The 25,858-nt window shown below is 65.0% G+C and carries 32 protein-coding genes; 23 read left to right on the top strand and 9 right to left on the bottom strand.

What is annotated here, in order from left to right; all coding sequences use genetic code 11:
* Positions 1–27: 27 nt before the first annotated feature.
* Positions 28–1,122: a magnesium/cobalt transporter CorA gene (gene corA / locus ACNKU3_RS11625; protein ID WP_418259636.1), complete on the top strand. Its 1,095-nt coding sequence runs from the start codon at positions 28–30 to the stop codon at positions 1,120–1,122.
* A gap of 5 nt (positions 1,123–1,127) precedes the next feature.
* Here corA and ACNKU3_RS11620 read toward each other — a convergent pair whose 3' ends face one another.
* The 5 genes from ACNKU3_RS11620 to ACNKU3_RS11600 are packed head-to-tail and all read right to left on the bottom strand — an operon-like array spanning position 1,128 to position 4,281.
* Entirely contained in the window at positions 1,128–1,475 is a 348-nt protein-coding gene (locus tag ACNKU3_RS11620) for an STAS domain-containing protein (RefSeq protein ID WP_418259635.1), read from the bottom strand.
* Positions 1,472–2,200, bottom strand: a complete 729-nt coding sequence (locus ACNKU3_RS11615) for an MlaC/ttg2D family ABC transporter substrate-binding protein (protein ID WP_418259634.1) — start codon at positions 2,198–2,200, stop codon at positions 1,472–1,474. Before ACNKU3_RS11615 ends, ACNKU3_RS11620 begins: the two co-directional genes overlap by 4 nt.
* On the bottom strand, positions 2,197–2,661 hold the full coding sequence (gene mlaD / locus ACNKU3_RS11610; protein ID WP_418259633.1) for an outer membrane lipid asymmetry maintenance protein MlaD: 465 nt from the start codon (positions 2,659–2,661) through the stop codon (positions 2,197–2,199). The genes ACNKU3_RS11615 and mlaD overlap by 4 nt, the downstream gene beginning before the upstream one ends.
* Positions 2,662–3,444 carry a lipid asymmetry maintenance ABC transporter permease subunit MlaE gene (mlaE, locus tag ACNKU3_RS11605; RefSeq protein WP_418259632.1) on the bottom strand — a complete coding sequence of 261 codons (783 nt, stop codon included), beginning with the start codon at positions 3,442–3,444 and terminating at the stop codon, positions 2,662–2,664.
* Positions 3,445–4,281, bottom strand: coding sequence for an ABC transporter ATP-binding protein (locus ACNKU3_RS11600; RefSeq protein WP_418259631.1), 837 nt, complete (start codon positions 4,279–4,281; stop codon positions 3,445–3,447).
* A 170-nt stretch (positions 4,282–4,451) separates the two neighbouring features.
* On the opposite strand from ACNKU3_RS11600, the gene ACNKU3_RS11595 reads away from it, so the two are divergent.
* Both ACNKU3_RS11595 and eutC read left to right on the top strand, forming a co-directional pair.
* Positions 4,452–5,846: an ethanolamine ammonia-lyase subunit EutB gene (locus ACNKU3_RS11595; RefSeq protein ID WP_418259630.1), complete on the top strand. Its 1,395-nt coding sequence runs from the start codon at positions 4,452–4,454 to the stop codon at positions 5,844–5,846.
* Positions 5,843–6,622 (top strand): ethanolamine ammonia-lyase subunit EutC, encoded by a 780-nt coding sequence (gene eutC / locus ACNKU3_RS11590; protein WP_418259629.1) that lies wholly within the window; start codon positions 5,843–5,845, stop codon positions 6,620–6,622. The genes ACNKU3_RS11595 and eutC overlap by 4 nt, the downstream gene beginning before the upstream one ends.
* 15 nt (positions 6,623–6,637) lie before the next feature.
* On the opposite strand, the gene modC is transcribed toward eutC, so the two are convergent.
* Genes modC through modA form a run of 3 tightly spaced genes read right to left on the bottom strand, consistent with a single transcriptional unit; the run spans position 6,638 to position 9,203 of the window.
* Positions 6,638–7,726 carry a molybdenum ABC transporter ATP-binding protein gene (gene modC, locus ACNKU3_RS11585; RefSeq protein WP_418259628.1) on the bottom strand — a complete coding sequence of 363 codons (1,089 nt, stop codon included), beginning with the start codon at positions 7,724–7,726 and terminating at the stop codon, positions 6,638–6,640.
* On the bottom strand, positions 7,723–8,424 hold the full coding sequence (gene modB / locus ACNKU3_RS11580; RefSeq protein ID WP_418259627.1) for a molybdate ABC transporter permease subunit: 702 nt from the start codon (positions 8,422–8,424) through the stop codon (positions 7,723–7,725). The genes modC and modB overlap by 4 nt, the downstream gene beginning before the upstream one ends.
* Positions 8,421–9,203 (bottom strand): molybdate ABC transporter substrate-binding protein, encoded by a 783-nt coding sequence (gene modA, locus ACNKU3_RS11575; RefSeq protein WP_418259626.1) that lies wholly within the window; start codon positions 9,201–9,203, stop codon positions 8,421–8,423. The genes modB and modA overlap by 4 nt, the downstream gene beginning before the upstream one ends.
* A 377-nt stretch (positions 9,204–9,580) precedes the next feature.
* Between modA and nifE the strand changes: the two genes are divergently transcribed.
* From nifE to clpX, 19 genes are all read left to right on the top strand, one after another.
* Complete coding sequence (gene nifE / locus ACNKU3_RS11570; protein WP_418259625.1) at positions 9,581–10,996, top strand: nitrogenase iron-molybdenum cofactor biosynthesis protein NifE; 1,416 nt, start codon at positions 9,581–9,583, stop codon at positions 10,994–10,996.
* A complete protein-coding gene (gene nifN, locus ACNKU3_RS11565; protein ID WP_418259624.1) occupies positions 10,993–12,384 on the top strand; it encodes a nitrogenase iron-molybdenum cofactor biosynthesis protein NifN in 1,392 nt (463 codons plus the stop codon). The genes nifE and nifN overlap by 4 nt, the downstream gene beginning before the upstream one ends.
* Positions 12,384–12,860, top strand: a complete 477-nt coding sequence (locus ACNKU3_RS11560; protein ID WP_418259623.1) for a NifB/NifX family molybdenum-iron cluster-binding protein — start codon at positions 12,384–12,386, stop codon at positions 12,858–12,860. Before nifN ends, ACNKU3_RS11560 begins: the two co-directional genes overlap by 1 nt.
* Positions 12,861–12,913: 53 nt before the next feature.
* Complete coding sequence (locus tag ACNKU3_RS11555) at positions 12,914–13,381, top strand: NifX-associated nitrogen fixation protein (RefSeq protein ID WP_418259622.1); 468 nt, start codon at positions 12,914–12,916, stop codon at positions 13,379–13,381.
* Between the two features lie 12 nt (positions 13,382–13,393).
* Positions 13,394–13,600, top strand: coding sequence for a CCE_0567 family metalloprotein (locus tag ACNKU3_RS11550; protein WP_418259621.1), 207 nt, complete (start codon positions 13,394–13,396; stop codon positions 13,598–13,600).
* 55 nt (positions 13,601–13,655) lie between these two features.
* Positions 13,656–13,958 carry a ferredoxin III, nif-specific gene (gene fdxB / locus ACNKU3_RS11545; protein WP_418259620.1) on the top strand — a complete coding sequence of 101 codons (303 nt, stop codon included), beginning with the start codon at positions 13,656–13,658 and terminating at the stop codon, positions 13,956–13,958.
* Position 13,959: 1 nt separating this feature from the next.
* Positions 13,960–14,283 carry a (2Fe-2S) ferredoxin domain-containing protein gene (locus tag ACNKU3_RS11540; RefSeq protein WP_418259619.1) on the top strand — a complete coding sequence of 108 codons (324 nt, stop codon included), beginning with the start codon at positions 13,960–13,962 and terminating at the stop codon, positions 14,281–14,283.
* Between the two features lie 18 nt (positions 14,284–14,301).
* On the top strand, positions 14,302–14,697 hold the full coding sequence (locus ACNKU3_RS11535) for a hypothetical protein (protein WP_418259618.1): 396 nt from the start codon (positions 14,302–14,304) through the stop codon (positions 14,695–14,697).
* A gap of 26 nt (positions 14,698–14,723) precedes the next feature.
* Complete coding sequence (locus ACNKU3_RS11530) at positions 14,724–15,461, top strand: Rossmann-like domain-containing protein (protein WP_418259617.1); 738 nt, start codon at positions 14,724–14,726, stop codon at positions 15,459–15,461.
* Between the two features lie 205 nt (positions 15,462–15,666).
* Complete coding sequence (locus ACNKU3_RS11525; RefSeq protein WP_418259616.1) at positions 15,667–15,990, top strand: HesB/IscA family protein; 324 nt, start codon at positions 15,667–15,669, stop codon at positions 15,988–15,990.
* A gap of 56 nt (positions 15,991–16,046) precedes the next feature.
* A complete protein-coding gene (gene nifU, locus ACNKU3_RS11520) occupies positions 16,047–17,006 on the top strand; it encodes a Fe-S cluster assembly protein NifU (protein ID WP_418259615.1) in 960 nt (319 codons plus the stop codon).
* A 16-nt stretch (positions 17,007–17,022) separates the two neighbouring features.
* Entirely contained in the window at positions 17,023–18,231 is a 1,209-nt protein-coding gene (nifS, locus tag ACNKU3_RS11515) for a cysteine desulfurase NifS (protein ID WP_418259614.1), read from the top strand.
* A 10-nt stretch (positions 18,232–18,241) separates the two neighbouring features.
* The gene (nifV, locus tag ACNKU3_RS11510; RefSeq protein WP_418259613.1) at positions 18,242–19,420 is read left to right on the top strand and encodes a homocitrate synthase; all 1,179 of its coding nucleotides are present in this window, start codon (positions 18,242–18,244) and stop codon (positions 19,418–19,420) included.
* Entirely contained in the window at positions 19,420–20,199 is a 780-nt protein-coding gene (gene cysE, locus ACNKU3_RS11505; protein WP_418259612.1) for a serine O-acetyltransferase, read from the top strand. Before nifV ends, cysE begins: the two co-directional genes overlap by 1 nt.
* 9 nt (positions 20,200–20,208) lie before the next feature.
* A complete protein-coding gene (locus ACNKU3_RS11500; RefSeq protein WP_418259611.1) occupies positions 20,209–20,751 on the top strand; it encodes a hypothetical protein in 543 nt (180 codons plus the stop codon).
* Positions 20,752–20,775: 24 nt separating this feature from the next.
* On the top strand, positions 20,776–21,114 hold the full coding sequence (gene nifW / locus ACNKU3_RS11495) for a nitrogenase-stabilizing/protective protein NifW (protein ID WP_418259610.1): 339 nt from the start codon (positions 20,776–20,778) through the stop codon (positions 21,112–21,114).
* Positions 21,115–21,118: 4 nt separating this feature from the next.
* Positions 21,119–21,613: a nitrogen fixation protein NifZ gene (locus ACNKU3_RS11490; protein WP_418259609.1), complete on the top strand. Its 495-nt coding sequence runs from the start codon at positions 21,119–21,121 to the stop codon at positions 21,611–21,613.
* A gap of 1 nt (position 21,614) precedes the next feature.
* Positions 21,615–22,508, top strand: a complete 894-nt coding sequence (nifM, locus tag ACNKU3_RS11485; protein ID WP_418259608.1) for a nitrogen fixation protein NifM — start codon at positions 21,615–21,617, stop codon at positions 22,506–22,508.
* On the top strand, positions 22,505–23,827 hold the full coding sequence (clpX, locus tag ACNKU3_RS11480; RefSeq protein WP_418259607.1) for an ATP-dependent Clp protease ATP-binding subunit ClpX: 1,323 nt from the start codon (positions 22,505–22,507) through the stop codon (positions 23,825–23,827). The genes nifM and clpX overlap by 4 nt, the downstream gene beginning before the upstream one ends.
* 75 nt (positions 23,828–23,902) lie before the next feature.
* Here the strand turns inward: clpX and ACNKU3_RS11475 are convergent, their stop codons facing one another.
* The gene (locus ACNKU3_RS11475; RefSeq protein ID WP_418259606.1) at positions 23,903–24,445 is read right to left on the bottom strand and encodes a flavodoxin; all 543 of its coding nucleotides are present in this window, start codon (positions 24,443–24,445) and stop codon (positions 23,903–23,905) included.
* A 418-nt stretch (positions 24,446–24,863) separates the two neighbouring features.
* Between ACNKU3_RS11475 and ACNKU3_RS11470 the strand changes: the two genes are divergently transcribed.
* Positions 24,864–25,676 (top strand): sulfite exporter TauE/SafE family protein, encoded by an 813-nt coding sequence (locus ACNKU3_RS11470; RefSeq protein ID WP_418259605.1) that lies wholly within the window; start codon positions 24,864–24,866, stop codon positions 25,674–25,676.
* Positions 25,677–25,858: the final 182 nt, after the last annotated feature.

Here is a 25,858-nt window from a genome sequence, read left to right as displayed (position 1 = left end):
CACACCTGACAAGCGCTGGACGCGACCATGCAGAAAAAAAATTCCCCCCGGCGCTTTCACCGCCGCACCAAACCCGGGGCGGCGCCTGGCGTCATAGCGGTCGATCCGCAGGCCCCGCAGCCGCATATCGTCGCCACCTCCTACGGGGCGGATGCGGTGGAGCAGTTGGAGATCAGCGACATCAGTGACATCAACGCCCTGCGCGGTCGCCGCGCGGTGCTGTGGATCGACGTGGCGGGACTGGGCGATGCGGCGGCAATTCGCCAGATCGGCGAGATTTTCGGCCTGCATGCGCTGGCGCTGGAGGACGTCGTCAACGTGCACCAACAAGTGAAGCTGGAGGATTACGGCGACCACCTGTTTATCGTCGGTCGCATGGTCGACGATGTGGGGCACGGGCGGACGGAGCAGGTCTCCATATTCCTCGGCGAAGGCTTTGTCGTCACCTTCCAGCAGCGCCCCGGCGACTGGCTGGCGCCACTGCGCCAGCGGCTGGCGGATTCCCGCAGCGAGTTGCGGGCCTCCGGCGCCGACTTCCTGGCCTATGCCGTGCTGGATGCGGTGATCGACGGGTATTTCCCGCTGCTGGAGCATTTCGGTGAGCGGCTGGATGCACTCGATGACGCGATTACCGACGATCCGCCGCGCTACATCATCCACCGCATCCACGAGGTGCGGGGCGTGCTGCGCGCACTGCGGCGGGTAATCTGGTCGCACCGGGACGCCATCGGCAAGCTGCTGCACGACCCCAGCCGGTTGGTCAGTGGCGGCACGCGCGTGTACATCCGCGACTGTTACGACCACACCATCCAGCTTGTTGACGTGCTGGAAACCTACAATGAAACCTGCGCTGACCTGCGCGACGTGTACCTCTCCTCGGTCAGCAACCGCCTCAATGAAATCATGATGGTGCTAACGATCATCGCGACGATCTTCATCCCGCTGGGTTTTATCGCCAGTCTCTACGGGATGAATTTCAATACCCGGGTGTCGCCGTGGAACATGCCGGAGCTGAACTGGTTCTTCGGCTATCCCTTCGCTATTGGCCTGATGGTGCTGGTCAGCGTCTCCCTGCTGGCGTACTTCCATGCACGGGGCTGGTTGTGGCGCGACCGGAAATAACCCGCCTAGGCGGGGCCATTCCCGCCGTCCTGCGGCCCGGCTGCGGGGATAACGTCCTTCAGGAGTTTGTCCAGTCCCGCCAGTTGTAACAGGGCGATCAGTGCCTCGGGGGGGTGTTCGACGCGCAGCGACTTGCCCGCCGCGGTGGCAGTGCGCAACCAGGCGAGTAACAGGGTAGTTCCGGCACTGCTGCAGCGGGTCACCGCGGACATGTCCAGCCGGCAGCTTGCAGGGGCCTGCTCGCGCAGCCAGGCGTCACCCTCTCGCTGCAGCGGGACGACGCTGTGGAAATCCAGGCTGCCGCTCAACTGCATGCAATCGGCGGAAAAGCTGAGTTGCGCCGCAGCATTCACTGGCTGGACTCCTCCCCTGCGGCCTCACCGTCACCCATCATCAGTTCCACCCAGTGATCGACCACAAAGTCCGGGTCGCCGCCGTGCTTTTCCACCGCCTCGGCGAACTGGTTGCGGTAGATCTGGCCCAGGTTGACCCCCTCGACAATGACGTTGTAGATCAGCCAGCCGCCTTCCTTTGCCTGGTGCAGGCTGTACTGCACAACATAGGATTCCCCGTGTTCGTCGTAGATCGTCTGCTGTACGCTGGCGTGGTCGGGCCGGTCGCTGGGCAGGGATTCCACGTCGATGCGCTCACCGGCGAAGGTGAGCAGGGCGTCTGCGTACTTGACCATGAATACCCGTTCGATCGCGCTGACGAAGCGCTCGACGCGGTCGCGAAAGGCCGCCCGTTCCTCGTCGCTCTGCAGCGATTTGTACAGGCGGGCGCTGGCATAGGTAGCCATCACCCCGCGGGCGAAATAGTGCATGTCCAGCACCTGGTCGAGCACCTCCTTCACCGCTGCGTAGTAGCGTTCGGGATCGTCTTTGGCGTAATCGCGAGCCTGCTTTGCGACATCCAGCAGTTGGGTGGTGGCCTGCCGCAGCAGGTTCTCCGGGTCATCGCGCGCAATCGGTTCGGCGGCCCGTACGGGCAGCGCGCACAGCAGTACGGCGAGCAGCAGGCAGGCCATGGCCCTCAAGCGCGGCGCCGCCCGTGCCGCAAGGGGCCTCGCGACACTCATGGTTTGTTCCCCATGCTGCTCATGAACTTGCCGATCAGGTCCTCCAGCACCAGGGCCGACTGGGTGTCGTGAATCACCCCACCGTCGCCGAGGATGTCCGGTTCCGCGCCGGGCGCGATGCTGACGTACTGCTCGCCCAGTACGCCCGCGGTCTTGATCGAGGCAATGCTGTCGGTGGTCAGGTAGTCGACGTCCTTGTCGATGGCCATGTCCACCACTGCCCGGACGGTCAGCGGGTCGATGTGAATGCCGGTAACGTGTCCCACCTGCACGCCGGCGACCTGGACCTGTGACCGGGCGGTCAGTCCGGCGACATTGTTGAAACTGGCGGATATCCGGTAGGTGTCGCGCTTGGCGGCGTTGAGGCTCAGTCCGCTGACCTGGATGGCGAGGAAGGCCATGGCCGCCAGGCCCAGCAGGATAAAGACGCCAACGGTAATCTCGATTCTGTGCTGTTGCATTCAATTCACTCCGAACATGACGGCGGTCAACAGGAAGTCCATGGCCAGGACGGCGAGCGAGGAATAAACCACTGTGCGGGTGGTAGCGGTGCTGATGCCTTCGGAGGTCGGCTCCGCGTCGTAGCCCTCGAAGACGGCGATCCAGGTGATCACGACGCCGAAGGCGAAGGCCTTGATGACACCGTTCAGCACATCCTCGCGAAATTCCACCACCTGCTGCATGTTGGACCAGAAAGAGCCCGCATCGACTCCCAGCCAGTTGACCCCCACCGCCACGGCGCCCCAGATGGCGACCATGTTGAACACCTGGGCGAGTATCGGCATGCAGACAATACCGGCCCACAGCCGCGGCCGGATGATCCGTTTCATCGGGTCTACGCCGATCATCTCCATCGCCGCCAACTGGTCGGTCGCCTTCATCAGCCCGATCTCGGCGGTGACCGCGGAGCCGGCGCGGCCGACAAACAGCAGGGCCGCCACCACCGGGCCCAGTTCCCGCAGCAGGGTGAGGGAGACGAACTGCCCGAGCGCCGCCTCCGCACCGAAGCGCACCAGCACGGTGTAGCCCTGCAGGGCGAGCACCATGCCGATCAGGGTGCCGGATACGACGATGATGATCAGCGAGTACACGCCGACGAAATACAGCTGCCGGATGAACAGTCCGGGTCCAGCGCGCCAGTCGGGCAAGCCCCACAGGGCCTGCCAGCAGAGGATGCCGGCGCGGCCGAAGGCGGCGGCGACCTGCAGGCCGGTACTGCCCAGTTGGCGCAGGAATTCCAGCATTCAGGCTGACTCCAGTCCGAGGTCCTGCCGGTAGTCCGGCGCGGGATAGTGGAAGGGGACCGGCCCGTCGGGGAGGCCCTGCAGGAACTGGCGCACGTGCTGGTTGTCGCTGTTGATGACCTTGTCGGGGACGCCGTGACCGATCACCCCGCCGTCCGCCAGCACGTACATGTAGTCGGTGATCGACAGGGTTTCGTTGATATCGTGGGAGACGATGATGCAGGTGCAGCCCATGCTCTGGTTGATGCGCCGGATCAGGTCGCGCAGCACGCCGGCGAAGATCGGGTCCTGGCCGGCGAAGGGCTCGTCGTACATGATCAGTTCCGGGTCCAGGATGATCGCCCGGGCCAGCGCCGCGCGGCGCGTCATGCCGCCGGAGAGTTCCGCCGGCATCATGTCGCGGGCGCCGCGCAGGCCCACGGCGTTGAGTTTCATCAGCACCAGGTCGCGGATCATGCGCTCGGGCAGCGAGGTATGCACGCGCAGGGGAAACGCCACGTTCTCGAATACCGACAGGTCGGTGAACAGCGCGCCGGTCTGGAACAGCATGCCCATGCGCTGCCGCTGCACGAAGAGTTCCGCGCGGTTCAACCGGGTGATGTCGATACCGCCGACATGGATGGAGCCCGCGGCGGGGCGCAGCTGACTGCCGATCAGGCGCAGCAGGGTGGTTTTGCCGCAGCCGCTGGGGCCCATGATCGAGGTGATTTTGCCCCGCGGGATGTCGACGTCGATATTGTCCAGGATCAGCCGGGGACCGTGGCTGAAAGAGAGCTTCCTGATTTCGATCCAGTTGGACGCTGTGGCGGTAGAGTTTTCAGCTGTTGTCGGTTGCATAATTTCCCGCCGGTTCCTGAAGAGCATTATGGACCAGTTGTCGATCACCGCAAGCTTTCAGGCTTGCCCTGCCAGTACTGCGACACCCCGACCGCGGCTTTCATTCTGCAATTATTTGGTTACTATTTCTGCATTCGCCAGCGAATTCCTCCACCTGGCCGGGACACCCGATGGCATTCCACTGCACGCTCGGCAGCCGCCGCTACCACTTCGATGACCTGCGCACCTTGCTGGCCAGGGCCAGCCCGGCGCGCTCGGGAGACTATCTCGCCGGCATCGGCGCCGCCAGCAACGAGGAGCGGGTCGCCGCCCAGTCGGCGCTGGCCGAGCTGCCGCTGGCGCACTTCCTCAACGAGGCAGTGGTGCCCTACGAGGACGACGAGGTCACCCGCCTGATCATCGATACGCATGATCGCCAGGCCTTTGCCGCCGTCGCGCACCTGACGGTGGGGGATTTCCGCAACTGGCTGCTGGCGCTCGATGACCCCGCCGTGATGGTAGCGCTGCGCGCGGGGCTGACACCGGAGATGGTCGCCGCGGTGAGCAAGCTGATGCGCGTGCAGGACCTGATCTGCGTGGCGCGCAAGTGCCGGGTGGAGACCGCCTTTCGCAACCGCATCGGCCTGCCGGGGCGGTTTTCCACCCGCCTGCAACCCAACCACCCGACCGACGACCTTGCCGGGATTGCCGCGAGTATCGTCGATGGCCTGCTTTACGGCAGCGGCGACGCGGTGATTGGCATCAACCCGGCCGGGGACAACCTGCAGACCGTGATCCGGCTGAACCGGCTGCTCGACGATATCCTCACCCGCTTCGAGATTCCCACCCAGGGCTGCGTGCTCGCGCATGTGAGCACGACACTCGAGGCGATAGGGCGCGGCGCCCCCGTGGACCTGTGTTTCCAGTCGATCGCCGGCACCGAGGCCGCCAACCGGGGTTTCGGTATCGACCTCGAACTGCTTGCCCAGGCCCGCGCGGCGACCCTCGGGCTGGGCCGCGGCAGCGTCGGCCACAACGTGATGTATTTCGAGACCGGGCAGGGCAGCGCGCTGTCCGCGAACGCCCACCATGGCGTCGACCAACAAACCCTCGAAGCGCGGGCCTATGGTGTGGCGCGGGCTTTCGACCCGCTGCTGGTCAACACGGTGGTCGGCTTTATCGGCCCCGAATACCTCTACGATGGCAAGCAGATCGCCCGCGCCGCGCTGGAGGACCACTTCTGCGGCAAGCTGCTCGGCCTGCCCATGGGCTGTGACATTTGCTATACCAACCACGCCGAGGCGGACCAGGACGACATGGACGCGCTGCTCACCCAGTTCGCGGTGGCCGGCGGCACCTTCATCATGGGGGTGCCGGGGGCCGACGACATCATGCTCAATTACCAGTCGACGTCCTTCCACGACGCACTCTACGTGCGCGAGGTGCTGGGCTTGCGGCCGGCGCCGGAGTTCGAGCAGTGGCTGCTGGCACAGGGGATCTTCGACGCCAGCGGCCGCCTGCAGACCGGTGAACTGCCGCCAGCGGCGCTGGCCGGCAAACTCGCCCTCGCCGGAGGCCGGTCGTGAGCGGGGTGATTCGCAATCGCTGGGACGGCCTGCGCCGGTACACCGCCGCGCGGCTCGCCGGTGGCCGTGCCGGCAATGCCCAGACTACTGAGGCGCAGCTGCGCTTCCAGCTTGATCACGCCCGGGCGCGCGATGCGGTACTGCATCCCCTGGATACCGGGCGGCTGGCGCAGGACCTGCAGGACAGCGGGCTGCCGGTCTTCACCGTACAGAGCGCGGCGGACAATCGCGCGCTCTACCTGCAGCGCCCGGACCTCGGCCGGCGCCTGCGCGACACCGACCATGAGGTACTGGCGACACACAAGGGTACCGCGGAGATCGCCGTAGCGGTCGTCGACGGACTGTCCTCGATTGCGGTGGAGCGACACGCGGCGGCGCTGCTGCAGCGGCTGCTGCCGCAGCTGCGCGAGGCCGGGTATTCCCTTGCGCCGCTGACGCTGGCCAACCAGGGGCGGGTGGCGCTCGGCGATGATATCGGCGAAGCGCTCGGCGCCCGACTGGTACTGGTGTTGATCGGCGAGCGACCGGGGCTCAGCTCGCCCGACAGCCTGGGCATCTACCTGACCTATGCCCCGTGTCCCGGCCGCCTGGATTCCGAGCGCAACTGTATTTCCAACATTCGCCCGCCGGAGGGGCTCGACTACCAGCGGGCGGCCGATACCTGTCTCTACCTCTGCCGCAATGCCCTGCGCCGGCAGCTCAGCGGGGTCAGGCTCAAGGACGACTCGCTGGAGCTGGCGCAGGCGGGCAGTGAGCAGATACCCTTCTTTCGCTGAAGCGGCGGCGGTCGTTCAGATCACGGCGACCGACTTGATCTGCGCCCACAGCGACATGCCCGGGGCCAGTCCCAGCAGGTGGGCGGAGCGCCGCGTCACCCGCGACACCAGGTAGCTACCCGCGCCGCCGTCAGTGTCCTGTAATGCCAGCCGCACCAGTGCCAGGCCAGCGTGTTCGTCGCTGCTGATCTCCACCACGGTGGCGGGCAGCGCGTTGACGATGCTCGAATCCGCCTGTGGTTCCCGGGCCAGGCTGATGTCCCGGGCCAGCACGCGCACCCGTACGGCGCTGTGTATCGCGTGGCCGCCGTCGCGCAGCCAGACTTCCCCGCCATCGAAACGCACCCGCGCCAGTTTCCACTCCCGCTCGCGTTCGGCGACCACGCCCTCCAGCACCACCCCGGCGTCCTCGCCGAGGCGGATGGGGAAGTCGAGGCGCGACAGGGTATCCGCCAGGCTGCCCGCCGCCACCGCGCGGCCGCTTTCCATCGCTACCAGGTAGTCCGCCAGCCGCGCGACCTCGTCCGGAGCGTGGCTGACATAGATGATGGGCAGGTCCAGGCGCCGCTTGAGACGCTCCAGGTAGGGCAGGATTTCCAGCTTGCGCGGCAGGTCCAGCGCCGCCAGCGGTTCGTCCATCAGCAGCAGGCGGGGCTGGATCAGCAGCGCCCGGGCGATGGCGACACGCTGGCGCTCGCCGCCGGAGAGTTGCGCCGGGCGGCGTTCCAGCAGTGCGCCGATGCCGAGCAGGTCCACTGCCTCGTCGAGGGTGGTGCCGTCATCCACCCGCGGCGCGCGTTTGCGCGCGTAGTCCAGGTTGCCCCGTACCGAGAGATGCTCGAACAGGCTGGCTTCCTGGAAGACATAGCCGATGGGGCGTCGGTGGGTCGGCAGGAACGTGCGCGCCGACTGCCAGACCTCGCCCATGACGTGCAGGTCTCCGCTCTGTGCGCGCTCGAGGCCCGCGATGCAGCGCAGCAGGGTGGTCTTGCCGGATCCGGAGTGGCCGAACAGTACGCTGACGCCGCTGGCCGGCAGTTGCAGGTCGACGTCCAGTTCGAAACCCGGATGGCGCAGGTTGAAACGGGCTGCGATAACGCTCATCGGGCCCGACCCCGCTGCGGCGCGGAATTGGGATTGAAGACATAGAGGGCGAGCAGCACCGCGAAGGAAAAGCCGAGCATCACCAGCGACAGGCGGTGGGCGCTGGCATAGTCCAGCGCTTCCACGTGGTTGTAGACCTGTACCGAGACGACCTGGGTCTCGCCGCCGATGTTGCCGCCGATCATCAGCACCACCCCGAACTCGCCCACGGTGTGGGCGAAACCGAGTACCGTGGCCGACAGCAGGCCGGGCCGCGCCAGCGGCAGGACGACGGTGAAAAAGCAGTCGAGGGGCGCGGCGCGCAGGGTGGCGGCCACCTCGGTCGGCCGGCGGCCCATGGCTTCCATGGCGTTCTGGATCGGCTGCACGACAAACGGCAGGGAGTAGATCACCGAGGCAAACACCAGCCCGGAAAAGGTAAACGGCAGGGTGCCGAGCCCCAGGCTCTGGGTCAGTTCCCCGAGCGGTCCCCGCGGCCCCATGAAGATCAGCAGGTAAAAGCCCAGCACACTGGGCGGCAACACCAGCGGCAGGGCGACCACGGCGTTTACCGGGTGGCGCCACCGGCTGGTCGAGCGCGCCAGCCACCAGGCCAGGGGAGTGCCCAGTACCAGCAACAGGGCGGTCACCGTGGTGGCGAGCTTGAGGGTGAGCAGGAGGGCCTCTATGTCTTCCGCGCTGAACCAGGGTGCGTTCATTCCGCCGCGCTCCGGTAGCCGTGTGACTCGATCAGCGCCCGGGCCTGGTCGCTGCGCAGGAAGGCGAGGAAGTCGCTGGCGGCCGGGTTGCCGGCGCCGCGCGTGAGCAGTACCGCGACCTGGCGAATCGGTGAGTGCAGTTCGCCCGGTACGACCCAGCTGCCCGCGGAGGGATTGCCGCCCTCGATCAGTTGTGACAGGGCGATGAAACCGAGTTGTGCATTGCCGCTGGCGACGAACTGGTAGGCCTGGGCAATGCTTTCACCGGTGACCACGCGGTCGCTGGCGCTGGGTAGTAGCTGCAGGTGTTCCAGCACTTCCATGGCGGCGGCGCCGTAGGGGGCGAGCCGGGGGTTGGCGATTGCCAGGCGCCGGTAATCGCCCGCCTTGAGCCGGTCCAGGGGGGCGCCGGCGGCGCTGCTCCACAGGGCGAGGGTGCCCAGGGCGTAGGTGTAGGCGCTGCCTTCGAGGGCGTCGCCATCCGCGACCAGGGCCGCCGGTTTATCGCTGTCTGCGGAGAGAAAAACATCGTAGGGGGCACCGTTCCTGATCTGTGCATAGAACTTGCCCGAGGAACCGTAACTGATCTGCAGCCGGTGCCCGGATGCTTGCTCGAAGGCCGCGTTGATAGCCTGCATGGCCCCGGTGAAATTGGCCGCGACGGCCACGCGGGCTTCGCCGGCCACCCCGGGAATGGAGTAGCACAGCGCCAGCAGGACCGGGGCAAGGCGGCTGAGTAAACGGCAGTACTTGCGGAATTGAAGGCTGACAGGGGACAAGGGGGGACTCCTGGGTAACGCGGGGATACAGGCAGTGTTGCAACTTGTACGCCAGTGCTTTGTGAACCCCGGGATTTCCCCGTTGCGAAGTTATAAGTTGCTGAGCCTGTTGAAGTTTAGGGAGTTTCACGGGTGCCGGCCGCGGGGCGCGCGGCGGCCCGTTTGTCGCAAATGCGACAGTCCCGGTCACGCCAGCGGGAAGCGGCCGAGGTACTTGTCGTATTTCCGCCAAAGCTGTGTGGGTGTCGCAAGTCTTACAGCTTCCTGAAAGATGAAAGTCTTTATAAATCAGCCATGTAGTCCTGTGGCCTGAGTATTGCACCAGAACCTCGCAACAGGGGTGGTATCTGCCACCCCGACCGTGAGGGTGACTGTAGATGAAAGCCAAAGACATCGCGGAACTGCTCGACGAGCCCGCCTGTGAGCACAACAAGAAGGAGAAATCCGGTTGTGCCAAGCCCAAGCCCGGCGCTTCCGCCGGGGGCTGCGCCTTCGACGGCGCGCAGATCGCGCTGTTGCCAATCGCCGATGTCGCCCATATCGTCCACGGCCCGATCGCCTGCGCCGGCAGCTCCTGGGACAACCGCGGCACCCGCTCCAGCGGGCCGGACCTCTACCGCATCGGCATGACCACCGACCTCACCGAGCAGGATGTGGTGATGGGACGAGGCGAGAAACGCCTGTTCCACTCGATCAAGCAGGCCATTGAGGACTACGCGCCGCCGGCGGTATTCGTCTACAACACCTGCGTGCCCGCCCTGATCGGCGACGATGTCGACGCCGTGTGCAGGGCCGCGGAGGAACGCTGGGGTGTGCCGGTGGTGCCGGTGGATGCGGCTGGATTCTATGGCACCAAGAACCTCGGCAACCGCATCGCCGGCGATGCCATGGTCAAGTATGTCATCGGCAGTCGCGAGCCGGACCCGCTGCCCGCGGCCAGCGTGCGCCCCGGCATCACCGTCCACGACGTCAACCTGGTCGGCGAATACAACATCGCCGGTGAATTCTGGTACGTGCTGCCGCTGCTCGACGAACTGGGTATCCGCGTGCTCTGCACCCTCTCCGGCGACGCCCGCTTCCGCGAGGTGCAGACCATGCACAAGGCAGAAGTGAACATGATGGTCTGCTCCAAGGCCATGCTCAACGTGGCGCGCAAGATGCAGGAGCGCTACGCCATTCCCTGGTTTGAGGGCAGCTTCTACGGCATTACCGACACCTCCCAGGCGCTGCGGGACTTTGCCCGCCTGATCGATGATCCCGACCTCACTGCCCGTACCGAGGCGCTGATCCAACGCGAGGAGAAAAAGGTCCGCGCGGCGCTGGAGCCCTGGCGCGAGCGGCTGGCCGGCAAGCGGGTGCTGCTCTATACCGGCGGGGTGAAATCCTGGTCGGTGATCTCCGCGCTGCAGGACCTCGGCATGAAGGTGGTCGCCACCGGCACCAAGAAATCCACCGAGGAAGACAAGGCGCGCATCCGCGAACTGATGGGCGACGACGTCAAGATGCTCGACGAGGGCAATCCGAAAGTGCTGCTGCAGACGGTGGCGGACTACAAGGCGGACATCCTCATCGCCGGTGGGCGCAACATGTACACCGCCCTGAAGGCGCGTATTCCCTTCCTCGATATCAACCAGGAGCGCGAATTCGGTTACGCCGGCTACGACGGCATGCTGGAACTGGTGCGGCAGCTGGCGCTGACCCTGGAGAGCCCGGTGTGGGAGGCGGTGCGCCGACCGGCACCCTGGGCGGGAACCGATGACGGCGCGCTGACCGCGCAGGGGGTGTGCGCATGACGGAGATCATCAAGCGCAACAAGGCGCTCTCGGTCAGCCCGCTGAAGACCAGCCAGACCGTGGGTGCGGCACTGGCCTTCCTCGGGGTCAACCGCGCCATGCCGCTGATGCACGGTTCCCAGGGCTGCACCGCCTTCGCCAAGGTGTTCTTCGTGCGGCATTTCCGCGAGCCGGTCCCGCTGCAGACCACCGCCATGGACCAGGTCAGCTCGGTGATGGGCGCCGACGACAATATCGTCGAGGCACTGCGGGTGATCAGTGAAAAGAACCAGCCGGCGATGATTGGCCTGGTGACCACCGGCCTGGCGGAGACCCAGGGAGCGGACATCCGTCGCGCAGTCTACGAGTTTCGCAGCGAAAATCCGCAATTCGACCATGTCGCGGTAGTGGCGGTGAACACGCCGGATTTTACCGGCAGCTTCGAGAGCGGCTTCGCCCTGGCCGTGCGCGGCATCATAGAGACTCTGGTGCCCGAGGACCACGCCAGGGTGGGACTGCGCAAGCGGCAGGTCAATGTCCTGTGCGGCGCCAACCTGACTCCGGGCGATATCGAGTTCGTCAGTGACAGTATCGAGAGTTTCGGTTTGCGGCCGCTGCTGATTCCCGACCTCTCCGGGTCGCTGGACGGCCACCTCGAGGACAGCGAGCACAACGCCCTGACTACCGGCGGCGTCTGTGCCGACGATATCGCCACCGCGGGCGAGAGTATCGCCACCCTGGCGGTGGGCGAGAGCATGCACGCGGCGGCGCGGGTGCTGGAAAAACGCAGCGGCGTACCCAGCCACCTGTTCGGTCACCTGCTTGGGCTGGATGCGGTGGACGGCTGGTTCATGGCCCTGGCGGACATCAGCGGACAGCCGGTGCCCCCGCGCTGGCAGAAGCAGCGCCGGCAACTGCAGGACGCGATGCTCGATACCCATTTCATGATCGGGCACTCGAAGGCGGCCATCGCCGGAGACCCCGACCTGCTGGTCGGCTATGACCGCCTGCTGCGGGGCATGGGTGCGGAAACGGTGGTGGCGGTGGTGCCGGCGAAAGGACCGGCGCTCGCCGATTGCGACCTGGCCGAAGTCCGGGTCGGCGACCTGGAGGACCTGGAACGGCTGGCCCGCGAGCGGGGCGCACAGTTGTTGCTGGCCAACAGTCACGGTGTCGAAAGCGCGGCGCGGCTCGGCGTGCCGGTCCTGCGCGTGGGATTTCCCCAGTACGACCTGGTGGGTGGATTCCAGCGCTGCTGGTTCGGCTATCGCGGCTCGGCCCAGGCCCTGTTCGACCTCGCCAACCTGGTCATGAGTCACCACCAGGAAACCGCCCCCTATTACTCGGTCTATGCGCAAAAAATCGGCGAGGGCGCCCTGGTGATGCCCTCGAGTGAATGGAGCCACTGATGAGCGAAGTCACCCGACAACTCCGTGTCCTCGACGAAAGCGAGAGCGATGAAGTGCTCAGGGTGGCTTTCGCCACCTCCGACCGGGAAACCGTGAACCAGCACTTCGGCTCCGCCCGATCCTTTGCCATCTACGGTGTCGGCATGGACGGTTCGCGGCTGCTCAATGTCACCGAGTTCGGCGACCTGGCCCAGGACGGCAACGAGGACAAGCTGGCGGTGAAACTGGAAATGCTGCAGGACTGTGTCGCCGTCTACTGCCGCGCCTGCGGCGCTTCCGCGGTGCGCCAGTTGCTGACCCTGGGCGTACAGCCGGTGAAGGTCAGCGAGGGCGCGCAGATCGCCCCGCTGATCAGCGCCCTGCAGCAGGAATTGCGCGAGGGCCCGTCGAGCTGGCTGGCCAAGGCGCTCCAGCGCAACCAGGCGGAGACGGGCGACCGCTTCGACGCCATGGAGACCGAGGGCTGGCTGGAATAGGCGGCACCGGTGATTTCCAATCCTATCAGCGACATTGAATATGCGAGGTGAATATGAGCGAAGCAGTATTGAAGGAAAGCGATGACCTGATGGCGCATCCCGCGGTGCGCCAGATCGTCACCCAGTTGCGCGCACTGGACAGTTACGGCACCTACGACACCTGGCCGGACTTCAAGGTGCTCGACCCGATGATCCTGACCAAGGAGCGACGCCGCGAAATACCGGTGGTCGGCGATCCGGACGAGACCACCATCTCGCGCCTGAAAGCCTATTACAACGCTATTGCCGCCGGTATCGAGCGCGAGGTGGAGTTGATGGCGGTGCCGCTGGTCAATCTTTCCCACGAGGGCTTCGGCAAGGCCCTGATCACCGTCGGCCGCCTGGTGGTGGTCAACCGGACCCTGCGGGACGTTCATCGCTTCGGCTTCGACTCGCTGGAAAAGCTGGTCGAGGACCTGGAAAAGCAGATAGCCCAGGCCGTGGCCCTGGTCGACGCCCATCGCGCCGTGGCCGAATTGTAGGAGACAACCAAGATGGATGACGAGGAACTGAAAGCGCTGAAAAAGGAAGTCAGCAGCAAAAAGCGCATTGCCATGGACTACGCCTCACAGGTTCACGACCTGGTCGAGGATCGCCTGCTCAGTGATTACGCCGAGCTCACCCGCCTGGCCCAGCAGACCGTCGCGGCCTGTGAGGCCTGGGCGGAAACCAACGCCCGCTACCAGGCACTGGACGGCTGAGGTCCCGCTCCGGGAATCGCGCCGTGGCCCCAGGGACAATGAGAGGTATCGAGAAATGACAGAAGCGGTAATTGTCGGGCGTACCCGCGGTGGTGCCGAGTGGACGCCGGAGTTTGTCGTCGAACTGGACGCCGGGCGCTGTATCGGCTGCGGGCGCTGTTACAAGGTCTGCCCGCGCGATGTTTTCGAGTTGACCGAGCGCAGCGAAATGGTCGATGACGACGATGATTTTTACGATGACGACGACGAGATGATGGTGATGACCATCAAGGACGCGCTGGACTGTATCGGCTGCATGTCCTGTTCCCGGGTCTGTCCCAAGCAGTGCCACACGCACCAGGCGCTGGTGGGGGTGTGAGATGGGCAAGCCCGAATTCCACGTTTTCGTCTGCGCCCAGCAACGCCCCAGCGGTCATCCGCGCGGCAGTTGTGGTGAGAAGGGCGCGGCAGCACTGCTACCGGCGCTGTCCCAGAGTGTCATGCAGCGCAACCTGCTGAACCAGGTGTCCATCGTGCCTACCGCCTGCCTCGGGCCCTGTACCGCAGGTGCCAACCTGCTGGTATTTCCCGGCGCCCATCTCTACAGCGGCATCCAGCCACAGGACGTCGACCACATCGTCGCGCAGCACCTCGCTGGCGGCGAGCCGGTTGCCGACAAACTGGCCCCGGACTCGGCCTGGTAGGGGGCGCCGGTGAACAATATGACAACAGACCAGCTGCGCGACTCGGATGAACTGCTGCAGCGGATGGAGCTGGAACGCCCGACCATAGCCCAGCTGCGCGATGCGCTGCAGGCCCAGATGCGCCGCTACGGCTTCGAGGACCTGGTTGGCCGGCTGGCGGAGCCGCTGGTCAATCCGGAACTGCGCAAGGACTGTTTCGACGGCAGTGTCTCGCTGTTCGCCGAATGGCGCACCGAATCCGGGGCCCTGCTGGGCTACCTGCTGATTCACGGTGGCGGGCAGATCTACGCGGAATTCGACGTGCTGCGCGCCCACCCGACAAAACCGCAGTGGGTGATCGAGGCGATGACCGCCTGGGGCAGCCCCGACCAGGTCAAGGCCGAGCCGCGCCTGTTGCCCGCCATCGGCGACTGAGGGTGGTCGCGGCGAGAACATCGATTATGTCGCTGCTCCAGGACCGGGCGGCGAGTTCCGCCCGCCTGCAGCGGGTGCTCTTCGGTCTCAACTGGTCAATCGCGGAAACGGAAGCCTCGACGGGGCTGTGTTTCAGCCCGCTGCAGGTGGCGCGCAATATCGACTGGCCCGGCTCCCTCGCCGGACGTCCGGCGGACAATCTGCTGCCCTGGCTCGGCAGCGAGCGTCACATCGAGGTTGCCGCCGCGGTTGCCACCGTCAATGCCGTGCTGAACGGCGCGGACAATCCCCTGCTGCGGGCGGCCGAGCCCCTGTGTTTTGAGGCCGCCCCGCACCTGTCGGTATTCCATCACTTTGCCGGACAGCTCGACGGAGCCCGGGTCGTGGTGATCGGTCGCTACCCGGGGATCGAGCAACATCTGCCGGACTTCGACTACCAGTGCGTCGAACGCCGGCCCGGTCCCGGGGACCTGCCCGCGGAAGCCGCGCCGGAAGTCCTCGCCCAGGCCGACTGGGCCTTTATTACCGCCAGCAGCCTGGCCAACGGCACGCTGGCCGACCTGCTGCACTGGAGCCGCAATGCCCGCAGCGTGCTCATGGGGCCCAGCCTGCCCTGGCTGGCCGATTGGGCGGACTACGGTGTGGACTTTATCGCCGGGGTGGAGGTGCTCGACCGCGAGCGCCTCGGGCAGGTGGTGGGAGAGGCCGGGGGAACCCGTATTTTCAATGCCGCCGTGCGCTACCGCCTGTTGCAACTCGCCTGAGTCGGAATGCGACATCGCCCCCGCGGGGCCCGTGTAGCAAGTCCGACAAATCCCGCCGCAGGTGCCCTTCCCGACAGCGACCAAAGCCCTCCCGATAACGCTAAGTCACTGATTCAACTGCATTAAAAATTGTTTCACCGGTGTGGCATGTGGATTGCACTTTCCTCCCTACAGGCAGCAATCAAGCATCCACGGAGGCAACACCATGCTCAACATGACCGACAGTGCCGTCAGCGCAGTGCAACGTTTCATCGAGTCCGCGGGCAAACCCATCGCCGGACTGCGAATCAAGGTGGAGGGCGGTGGCTGCTCCGGGCTGCAGTACGGCATGCGCCTTGAAGAGAGTGTCGGCGAAGCCGACTCGGTGCTCGATTTCACCGGTGTGAAAGTACTGGTGGACGGCGACAGTGCCGGCCTGCTCGACGGTGTCACTGTCGATTTCATCGACGGCCTTGAAGGCACCGGTTTCAAGTTCGAAAACCCCAACGCTACGGCCAGCTGTGGCTGCGGAAAATCATTCACCTGCTGAGACGGATGCAGCTCATACGACACCCCGTCCGGCACTGCGCCAGGAGATCTTGAACCATGTGGGACTACTCGGAAACGGTCAAGGAACACTTTTACAACCCCAAGAATGCCGGCGCGGTTGCTGAAGCGAACGCCACCGGTGATGTGGGCTCCATCAGTTGCGGCGACGCCCTGCGCCTGACCCTGAAGGTCGACCCGGAGAGCGAGGTCATCCTCGACGCCGGCTTCCAGACGTTCGGTTGCGGGTCTGCAATCGCCTCTTCTTCGGCGCTCACCGAAATGGTCAAGGGCAAAACCCTCGACGAGGCGCTGACCATCAGCAACCAGGATATCGCCGATTACCTCGACGGCCTGCCGCCGGAAAAAATGCACTGTTCGGTGATGGGCCGCGAAGCCCTGCAGGCAGCGGTGGCGAACTACCGCGGCGAGGAGTGGGTCGACGACCACGAAGAGGGCGCACTGGTCTGCAAGTGCTTCGCCATCGACGACGTGTACATCCGCGATACGATTCGCGCCAACAACCTGAGCACGGTGGAGGACGTCACCAACTACACCAAGGCCGGGGGTGGCTGCTCCTCCTGCCACGAGGGGATCGAGAACATCCTCGCCGAAGAACTGGAAGCGCGCGGGGAAGTGTTTGTCGCCGCCCCGGTGGCGAAAGTCGCGGCCAGGAAAAAGCAAACCCTGGTCACCCTGGAGACACCGGAACCCGCAGCCCCGGCAGTGCCGGCGCCGGCTGCCCCCGCGGGTATGTCCGCCTTCCAGCGGATCAAGAAGATCGAGGCGGTGATCGAGCAGATCCGACCCAACCTGCAGGCCGACCGCGGCGACTGCGAACTGGTCGACGTCGACGGCAAGAACATCTACGTGAATCTGGTCGGCGCCTGCAGCGGTTGCCAGATGGCGGCGATGACCGTGGGCGGTATACAGCAGAAGCTGATTGAGGCCCTCGGCGAGTTCGTCAAGGTTATTCCACTCGACAAGGCAGCTGCCGCACAACACCAGGCTGGCGCCTGAACCGGAGGTAGGAGTCATGGCTGATATTTACCTGGACAACAACGCGACCACCCAGTGCGATCCCGCCGTGGTCGAGGCGATGATGCCGTATTTTACCGAGCAGTTCGGCAACCCTTCCTCGATGCACAGCTTTGGCAACCAGGTCGGCTTTGCCCTGAAGAAGGCGCGCAAGAGCGTACAGCGCCTGCTCGGCGCGGAACACGACTCGGAGATCATCTTCACTTCCTGCGGCTCGGAATCGGATTCCACCGCGATACTTTCCGCACTGCGGGCGCAGCCTGAACGCCGCGAGATCATCACTACCGTGGTCGAACACCCGGCGGTGCTCAATCTCTGCGAGTTCCTCGAGACCGAGGGTTATACCGTGCACCGCCTGAAGGTGGATGAGCGCGGCAGGCTCGACCTCGAGGAATACCGCTCATTGCTCAGCGACAACGTCGCCGTGGTCAGTGTGATGTGGGCCAACAACGAGACCGGCACCATCTTCCCGGTGCTCGAAATGGCGCAGATGGCGGACGACGCCGGTATCATGTTCCACACCGACGCGGTGCAGGCGGTGGGCAAGATTCCCATCGAACTGGAGGGCAGCCCGATCCACATGCTGTCGCTTTCCGGCCACAAGCTGCATGCGCCCAAGGGCGTCGGCGTCCTCTACCTGAAACGCGGCACCCGCTTCCGCCCGCTGCTGCGTGGCGGCCACCAGGAGCGCGGGCGCCGCGCCGGCACCGAGAACGTCACGTCGATCATCGGCCTCGGGGTGGCGGCGGAACTGGCGCTGGCCAACCTCGAGCACGAAAACACCGTGGTCAAGGCGATGCGCGATCGCCTGCAGGAAGGCATTCTCGCAGCGGTCCCCCACGCGTTTGCTACCGGTGATGTCGGCAACCGGCTGCCCAACACGGCCAACATCGCCTTCGAGTACATCGAGGGCGAGGCGATCCTGCTGCTGCTCAACAAGCTGGGTATCGCGGCCTCCAGCGGTTCCGCCTGCACCTCGGGTTCGCTGGAACCGTCCCACGTGATGATGGCCATGGGCATACCCTATACCGCGGCGCACGGCACCGTGCGTTTCTCCCTGTCGCGCTACAACACCATGGAAGAAATCGAGCGGGTGATCGAGGCTGTGCCCCCGGTGGTCGCCCAGCTGCGCAAGCTTTCACCCTACTGGGGCGAGCAGGGTCCGGTGGAAAATCCCGAGGCGGCTTTCGCCCCCGTGTACGCCTGAGGAGCCCGCCGTGAGCCAGCAACAGCGCACAGTCATCATCGATGACACCACCCTCCGCGACGGTGAGCAGAGTTCCGGTGTCGCCTTCAACCCCGAGGAAAAGCTGCAGATTGCCACCCAGCTGGCGGCGGTGGGGGTTCCGGAACTGGAGATTGGCATTCCCGCCATGGGCGACGAAGAGCGCGAGGTGATGCGCGCAATTGTCGGCCTCGGGCTGCCGCTGCGCACCCTGGCGTGGTGCCGGATGACCGCGTACGACCTCGAGGCCGCCCGCGGCATCCCGGTGGACATGCTGGACCTCTCGGTATCCGTATCCGACCAGCAAATCCTGCACAAGCTCGGCAGCGACCGCGACGGGGTTTTGCAGCGCGTCGGGCAGCTGGTGCGGGAAGCCCGCGATCTCGGCTACGAGGTCTGCGTGGGCTGTGAGGACGCCTCGCGCGCCGATATGGATTTCCTGCTGCGCGTCGGCGAGGCGGCCGCCATGGCCGGGGCATCGCGCCTGCGCTTCGCGGACACAGTGGGTGTGATGGAACCCTTCACCGTGCGCGAGAGAATCGCGCGCCTGCATGCGCAGCTGGACCTCGATATCGAGATGCACGCCCACGACGACTTCGGGCTTGCCACTGCCAATACCCTGGCGGCGGTGGCGGCGGGCGCGAGCCATATCAACACCACGGTCAATGGTCTCGGCGAGCGCGCCGGCAACGCGCCGCTGGAGGAGTGCGCGCTGGCGCTGAAGTACCTGCACGGAATCGATGTTGGGCTGGATATGCGCCGCATGCCACAGCTCTCAAAGCTGGTGGAGGATGCCTCGGGCCGCACGGTCGCCTGGCAGAAGAGCGTGGTCGGGGCCGGTGTTTTCACCCATGAGGCAGGTATCCATGTCGACGGCCTGATGAAGGACCGCCGCAACTACCAGGGTCTCGACCCGGAGGAGCTCGGCAAGTCCCACCAGCTGGTGCTGGGCAAGCACTCCGGCGGCAAAATGCTGCGCCGCTCCTACCGGGAACTGAATATCGAACTGCTCGACTGGCAGGTGCCAGTCCTGCTCTCGCAGCTGCGGGTGCTGGTGACAGCCACCAAGCGCAGCCCGCAAGCCGAAGAACTGATGGACATGTACCTGGCGCTGGATGCGGTTGTGCCGGATACGCTGAGCGCGGTTTCCCTGCCGCTGGGAGGTGCCTGATGGACTGTTGCACAACCAATACGTGTGTCGAGACCAGCCGGCGCAAGTCGCTCTGGCAGGAGTGGAAAGAGGATATCGCCTGTGTGTTCGAGCGCGATCCCGCGGCGCGCACCACCCTGGAGGTGCTGGCGACCTATCCGGGGGTGCACGCGCTCATGATGCACCGCCTGAGCCACCGCCTGTGGCTGCGCGGCTGGCGCTTCACCGCGCGTTGGCTGTCCGCCTTTGGCCGCTTTATCAGCAACGTGGACATCCACCCCGGCGCACAACTTGGCGCAAGGATATTCATCGATCACGGCGCCTGTGTGGTGATTGGCGAGACCGCCATTCTCGGCAACAACGTCACGCTCTACCACGGGGTTACCCTCGGCGGCACCAGTTGGAACAAGGGCAAGCGCCACCCGACGCTGGAAGACGGTGTACTGGTCGGTTGCGGCGCCAAGATCCTCGGCAATATCACCGTGGGCAGCAATGCCCGGGTAGGCGCCAACTCGGTGGTGGTGGAATCGGTGCCGGCGGCCTGCACGGTGGTCGGCATCCCCGGCAAGGTGGTGAAGGTGCGCAGCGCCGGCACCCTCAATCCCTACGGGGTCGACCTGGACCACCACCTGATTCCCGACCCGGTTTCCAAGGTCATCGCCTGCCTGCTGGACCGCCTGGATGCGCTGGAACTGCAGGTCGGCGGCGCAAAGGAAGTGGCAGTCGCGGAAGTCGACTGCGACCCGGACAACGAGATCTGTGAGCGCGATTGCGCCCGCGGCCTGGTGGTAAACCAGTAGGAGTTCAAGATGGATTTACAGGATTTTGACGCCCAGGGCCTGTATTTCGAAAAGCCCATGTCGGCAGAGGTCGAGAACCTGCTGGCGACCGCTTCCGATGCCTATGCGGAAGGCCGCGCGGAACCCCTGCTGTTACAGGCCTTCCTGCTCGCGCCGCAGAACCTGACCGTGCTGGTCGCCATGTACCGCTTTTACTATTACCAGCACCGCTACCGGGACGCCATCGACGTGGCTCACCGGGCGATGGCCGCGGTTGCGCCGGATATCTATTTCCCCGATGAGTGGGCGGAAATCAACGCGACCAACCTGGCCAACGGGGTGGCCCAGTCCTTCACGCTGGTGCGTTTTTACCTGTTGGCCCTGAAGGGGGCGGCCTACCTGCACCTGCGCCTCGGCGAAATCGAAAGCGGTGTGCGCATGCTGAACAAGGTAATGGAACTGGACGTCAAGGATCGCCTGGGGGCGGGCGCGCTGTTGCGGGCGATGACGCCCACGGCGCTGGCCGCCAGGCCGGGCGGTGCAGTACTGGAAGTTGCGGCAAGTAGCGTTTAACCCGGCCCCGAGAGAGGAATCACCATGAACGATGAACTGACCCTGGAAGACGCGCTGGAGGAACTCAGTTCCGCCGAGGATTTCCTGGACTATTTCGACATCCCCTTCGACCCCGCCGTCGTCCACGTGAACCGGCTGCACATCATGCAGCGCTTCCACGATTACCTGGACAAAAGCGAGTCGCTGACCGACACCCACGCCGGTAACGACGATGCCATGGCGGCGGCCTACAAGGCCCTGCTGGAGCGGGCCTACCAGGACTTCGTCGAGTCCGATGCGCTGACCGAGAAGGTCTTCAAGGTGTTCAAGACCCACGGCGCGCAGGCGGGGTTTGTCTCCGTGGAATCACTGCTGGAGGGTTGAGCCGGTGCAACCGCGTTTTGAATACGGCGAGGAAGTCCGACTGACCAGGAATGTCCGCAACGACGGCACTTACCCGGGCATGGAGGTCGGCGCGCTGCTGATCAGGCGCGGCGCCATAGGCTGTGTTTACGATGTCGGTACATACCTGCAGGACCAGCTCATCTACCGGGTGCACTTTATCGAGGACGGCCGGACCGTGGGGTGCCGCGAGGAGGAGCTGATCCCCGCCGATGCGGAGTGGATCCAGAACCGCTTCGAATTCCGCGACAAGGTGGTCTCCACCCTGCCGCTGTCGGTGGCCGGTGAGGTGATCGTGACGGCCGGACAAACGGGCGAAGTGCAGAAGGTCCTCCGCGAGCCCGGCATGATTCTCTACCACGTGCGCTTCGCCGAGCGTGTTTTCCAGGTTCCCGAGGCGGCCCTCGATGGCTTCGAGGAAAGCGATCAAGCGTCCGTGCCGACCGGGGATGCGGTCGCTGCCGGACAGGGAGGTCAGTGAGGTGTTGCTGGAAAGTTCTCCGGAGAAAGCGAGCGTCAATTACCGGCTGCTGCGTATCGCCACGGAAAAATACGGCAAGGCGCCGGCGGCGCTGGATGCGAAGGACTACGCCGAGGTCAGGTCCATCGCGGCCCGGGAATTCCTGATTGAACAGGCGGTGCTGGGCAGTGCCGAAGCAGCGGATGTCGTCGTGCCGGGGTCGCAGGTGGACAAGGCCGTGGAGCAGATCTGCGCACGTTACGGCGACGAAAATGCCTTCTACGCCGAGCTGGCCAGCAACCAGTTGCGCCTCGAGGACCTCAAGCACGCACTGGAACGGGAGTTGCGGGTCGAGGCGGTGCTGGGCCTGGTGGGCTCCCGTGCAGCGCGGGTAGGGGATACGGAGATCAACCTGTTCTACTACCTGAACCGCGAACGCTTCAGCCGTGAGGAACAGCGCACGGTGCGGCACATCCTGCTGACCATCAATCCCCAGTTTGCCGAGAATACCCGCGAGGCGACCCTGCGTCGCGCCGGCCAGATTCTCAAGCGCCTGCGCAAGCACCCGGGGCGCTTCGCCGATCAGGCGATGAAACACTCCGAATGTCCGACCTCGCTGCAGGGCGGCCTGCTGGGTGAGGTCAAGCGCGACTCATTGTACCCGGAGCTCGGCGCAGTGCTGTTCGGCCTGCGCAAAGGGCAGATCAGTGACCTGGTCGAGTCTCCCGTGGGCATCCACATCCTGCTCTGCGAGGCGATCCAGCCCGGCGGCGTGGCGCCGCTGGCCGACATCCGCGAGAGCCTGACCGAGAAAATGCAGGAGCGGGAGCGTTCGCGCCACACCCGCCGCTGGGTCAGGGAACTGCTCAGCGCCAAGGGCGAGACTGTCGAGACACCAACGGAGGAATACGCATGACCCAATCGAACCAGGGCCAGTCCGCCGCGGTACTACGCTGTTCCTTCTGCGGGGTGGAGAAATCCGCGAGTATTCCCCTGATTGCCGGCAACGAGGGCCACATCTGTGAAAAGTGCGTGAAGCTCGCTCACCAGGTCGTGTCCAGTTGGGGGCGCAAAGCGGTGCTGCAGGCGCCGGAACTGAAAACCCCGGCGGTCATCAAGGATTTTCTCGACGAGCACATCATCGGCCAGGAAGGTGCGAAAAAGTCCCTCGCCGTCGCGCTGTACAACCACTATATCCGGCTCAGCCAGCAGGACGAGCACCTGCCCTTTGCGCACACCGAAAACATGCAGGGCGAATGTGTGGAGGTGGAGAAATCCAATGTCCTGATGACCGGGCCTTCGGGCGCGGGCAAGACCCTGCTGGTGAAGACCCTGTCGAAAATTATCGGTGTGCCCTTTGTCATTGGCGATGCCACTGCCCTGACCCAGGCCGGCTATGTCGGCCAGGATGTCGAGAGCCTGCTGAAGCGACTGCTGGAGGCCGCGGACTGGGATGTGCAGCGCGCGGAGTGGGGCATCGTCTACGTGGACGAGATCGACAAGATCGCCCGCCGCGGTGACGGCGGCGCCGCAGTGCGCGATATTTCCGGGGAGGGGGTACAACAGGCCCTGCTGAAAATGATCGAGGGCGCCGAGGTCCGGGTTACCCGGCCCGGTCAGCGCGAGGGGCACGGCGAGGAGATCACCATCAATACCCAGAACATCCTGTTTATTGTCGGCGGTGCGTTCCCCGGCCTGGTGGAACTCATCGGCAAGCGACTGCAACCGCGCCAGGCGGGTATCGGTTTCAACGCGTCGCTGCCGGAGGAATGCGAGTTCAGCAACAACGAACTGCTGGCCGCGCTGCAGCCGGAAGACCTGCAACGCTTCGGCCTGATACCGGAGTTCATCGGCCGCTTCCCGGTGGTGACCTTCCTGCAGGAACTGGATGTGGAAGCGCTGAAAACCATCCTGGTGAAACCGAAGAACGCGCTGCTCAAGCAGTACCGCCAGCTGTTTGCCTACCAGTCGGTGAATCTCGAATTCAGCGACGAGGCGATCGAGTTCATCGCTGAACAGGCGCTGGAACGCGGTACCGGGGCACGCGGGCTGCGCGCCCTGCTCGAAACCACGCTGTGCGACACCATGTTCGAACTGCCGAGCCTGGAGGGACTGAACAGCTGTCGCATCGAGGTGAGCGAGGGCGAGCCGCCGGCACTCGAAGTGCAGAAAACATTCCGACTGCCTGAGCAGGGTAGCGCCGGGAAGCAGCAGGCGCTGGGCGCGGCATCCTGAAGCGAAAAGCGCGATAGCAGAAAAAACGCCGGCTCGCGCCGGCGTTTCCCTTTTGCCCTGACGCGGGGGTAGTGTCTAGAGCGGCAGGCCGAAATCGCCGGCGATCTGTGCCAGCCAGGCGTCCAGGCGCTGTTCGGTAAGACCGGACTGGTTGTCGAGGTCGAGGGCCAGGCCGACAAACTTGCCGTCCAGCAGCGCTTCCGAATGTTCGAACTCGTAACCTTCGGTGGGCCATGCGCCGACCACCTTCGCGCCGCGCTCGGTGAAGAACTCGTAGACCTCCATCATGGCGTCGACGAACTCGTCCGCGTAACCCACCTGGTCGCCGAGACCGTAGATGGCCACCGTGCGCTCGCTGAAGTCGACATCCTCCAGTTGCGGCAGGAACTCCTCCCAGCTTTCGCCCTCGCAGTCGGCGGACAGGCCGGGCAGCAGGCCTTCGCCAAGTGTGGGCGTGCCGAGAATCAGGTAACTGTAGCTTGCGAATTCATCGACGTTTGCGCGATTTACATTGACCGGCTTGGCCATCAGTTCATCGTCGAACTTGTTCTTGATCATTTTGGCGACCTTGCGCGTCTTGCCGGTATCCGTGCCAAAAAACAGGCCTATCTTTGCCATGTCCATACCTCGCTATTCGGGTTGTTCATCATCTCGAAAGAGAGCCAGCCGGGCCGTTGCAGGGATTGCTCGATAACCCGGCTTCAAATAGGAAATTGCATGGCCTGTGCCATCGTGCACTCGGATTGGGTGTTTTTAACTCTATGAAAAATATGGGGTTTTATTTATCCTGCCGATGGGGCGCGACGCGCTGTCGCAAACCCGACAGGGGACTTTTACCCACCGGGTGGCGCTTTGTCGCATTCGCGACAGGGCGATCCGCCTGGTGCTGTGGCCCCGCGCAGTCGGCCGGGGAGTGTCGCAAGCGGGACAAACCGGCGCTTGCGGCCGCCGCCGCAACCCGCCGAGGCCTGCTGGTAGCGGCCACCGCGCCCGTGTATCCTCGCCGCTTCGCCTGCCCCGGAGCCCCCGGATTCCCGTGACTGACCTCGTTCTCCTGTTGCTCACCATGCTCGCCACCGGCGCGGCGGCGGGCGTGCTGGCCGGCCTGCTGGGGGTCGGCGGCGGCATTATCATCGTGCCGGTCCTGGATTTTGCCCTGGGCCTGCAGGGCGTGGACCCGGCCATTCGCATGCACATCGCGGTGGGCACCTCGCTGGCTACGATCATGTTCACCAGTGTTTCATCGGCCCGCGCGCACCATGCCCGGGGAGCGGTGGATACTGGACTGGTGCGTCACTGGGGACCCTTCATCTTCCTCGGTTCGCTGCTGGGCTCACTGCTGGCCGGGCTGGTCCACGGCCACGCCCTGGCCCTGTTGTTTGGCGCGGTGGCGGTGCTGATCGCGATAAAGATGGTGTTGCCGCTGGATGAATACCGGCCCTGGCCGGATGTCCCGCGCGGGGTGAAGGGTGCGCTGACCCCTTCACTGATCGGCCTGCTGTCCGCGATGCTCGGTATCGGCGGGGGTACTTTCAGCGTCACGGCGCTGACCCTGATGAGCCAGCCGATTCACCGGGCGGTGGGTACCTCGGCCCTGTTCGGCCTGTTGATCGCGGTGCCCGGTGCGCTGGGCTTCGTGGCCAGCGGCTGGGGCGACCCGCGGCTCCCCGCGGGCAGCCTCGGCTATGTGAATCTCATCGGTGTCGCCGCCATCGCGCCGATGACCATCCTGACCGCGCCAGTGGGTGCAGCGCTTGCCCATCGCCTGGACAAGCGCCAGCTAAATCTCGCGTTCGGGCTGTTCCTGCTGCTGGTCGGTGGCCGCATGCTGTGGCGGGCGCTCGCTTGATCTGAGTCCGGCGCCCGGCTGGAAAGTGGTATTCAGGATTGACCTTCCACCGGCAGGAAGGTTTATTATCGGGCTGCTACACTGATGGGTGAGCCCGAGGAAACCATTCGCGATGTCGCCGCGCCTGCGCACAATGTTGGCCAGCTTGCTGGCCCTGCTGCTGCTCTGCCAGACTCTGGCCG

The organism is Haliea sp. E17 (assembly GCF_048323675.1).
GTDB lineage: Bacteria > Pseudomonadota > Gammaproteobacteria > Pseudomonadales > Halieaceae > Mangrovimicrobium.
Note: the sequence above shows the minus strand (reverse complement) of the source record. Positions and strands in the feature narration are given on the sequence as shown.

Coding starts and splice junctions, on each gene's coding strand:
- mlaE (WP_418259632.1), bottom strand. CDS start 3,444: ATGCTGGAATTCCTGCGCCAACTGGGCAGTACCGGCCTGCAGGTCGCC.
- nifE (WP_418259625.1), top strand. CDS start 9,581: ATGAAAGCCAAAGACATCGCGGAACTGCTCGACGAGCCCGCCTGTGAG.
- cysE (WP_418259612.1), top strand. CDS start 19,420: ATGGACTGTTGCACAACCAATACGTGTGTCGAGACCAGCCGGCGCAAG.
- ACNKU3_RS11525 (WP_418259616.1), top strand. CDS start 15,667: ATGCTCAACATGACCGACAGTGCCGTCAGCGCAGTGCAACGTTTCATC.
- ACNKU3_RS11615 (WP_418259634.1), bottom strand. CDS start 2,200: ATGAGTGTCGCGAGGCCCCTTGCGGCACGGGCGGCGCCGCGCTTGAGG.
- nifN (WP_418259624.1), top strand. CDS start 10,993: ATGACGGAGATCATCAAGCGCAACAAGGCGCTCTCGGTCAGCCCGCTG.
- mlaD (WP_418259633.1), bottom strand. CDS start 2,661: ATGCAACAGCACAGAATCGAGATTACCGTTGGCGTCTTTATCCTGCTG.
- ACNKU3_RS11550 (WP_418259621.1), top strand. CDS start 13,394: ATGGATGACGAGGAACTGAAAGCGCTGAAAAAGGAAGTCAGCAGCAAA.
- clpX (WP_418259607.1), top strand. CDS start 22,505: ATGACCCAATCGAACCAGGGCCAGTCCGCCGCGGTACTACGCTGTTCC.
- ACNKU3_RS11535 (WP_418259618.1), top strand. CDS start 14,302: ATGACAACAGACCAGCTGCGCGACTCGGATGAACTGCTGCAGCGGATG.
- nifS (WP_418259614.1), top strand. CDS start 17,023: ATGGCTGATATTTACCTGGACAACAACGCGACCACCCAGTGCGATCCC.
- ACNKU3_RS11595 (WP_418259630.1), top strand. CDS start 4,452: ATGGCATTCCACTGCACGCTCGGCAGCCGCCGCTACCACTTCGATGAC.
- modB (WP_418259627.1), bottom strand. CDS start 8,424: ATGAACGCACCCTGGTTCAGCGCGGAAGACATAGAGGCCCTCCTGCTC.
- ACNKU3_RS11475 (WP_418259606.1), bottom strand. CDS start 24,445: ATGGCAAAGATAGGCCTGTTTTTTGGCACGGATACCGGCAAGACGCGC.
- nifW (WP_418259610.1), top strand. CDS start 20,776: ATGAACGATGAACTGACCCTGGAAGACGCGCTGGAGGAACTCAGTTCC.
- corA (WP_418259636.1), top strand. CDS start 28: ATGCAGAAAAAAAATTCCCCCCGGCGCTTTCACCGCCGCACCAAACCC.
- nifU (WP_418259615.1), top strand. CDS start 16,047: ATGTGGGACTACTCGGAAACGGTCAAGGAACACTTTTACAACCCCAAG.
- ACNKU3_RS11600 (WP_418259631.1), bottom strand. CDS start 4,281: ATGCAACCGACAACAGCTGAAAACTCTACCGCCACAGCGTCCAACTGG.
- fdxB (WP_418259620.1), top strand. CDS start 13,656: ATGACAGAAGCGGTAATTGTCGGGCGTACCCGCGGTGGTGCCGAGTGG.
- ACNKU3_RS11560 (WP_418259623.1), top strand. CDS start 12,384: ATGAGCGAAGTCACCCGACAACTCCGTGTCCTCGACGAAAGCGAGAGC.
- ACNKU3_RS11530 (WP_418259617.1), top strand. CDS start 14,724: ATGTCGCTGCTCCAGGACCGGGCGGCGAGTTCCGCCCGCCTGCAGCGG.
- modC (WP_418259628.1), bottom strand. CDS start 7,726: ATGAGCGTTATCGCAGCCCGTTTCAACCTGCGCCATCCGGGTTTCGAA.
- ACNKU3_RS11540 (WP_418259619.1), top strand. CDS start 13,960: ATGGGCAAGCCCGAATTCCACGTTTTCGTCTGCGCCCAGCAACGCCCC.
- ACNKU3_RS11500 (WP_418259611.1), top strand. CDS start 20,209: ATGGATTTACAGGATTTTGACGCCCAGGGCCTGTATTTCGAAAAGCCC.
- ACNKU3_RS11555 (WP_418259622.1), top strand. CDS start 12,914: ATGAGCGAAGCAGTATTGAAGGAAAGCGATGACCTGATGGCGCATCCC.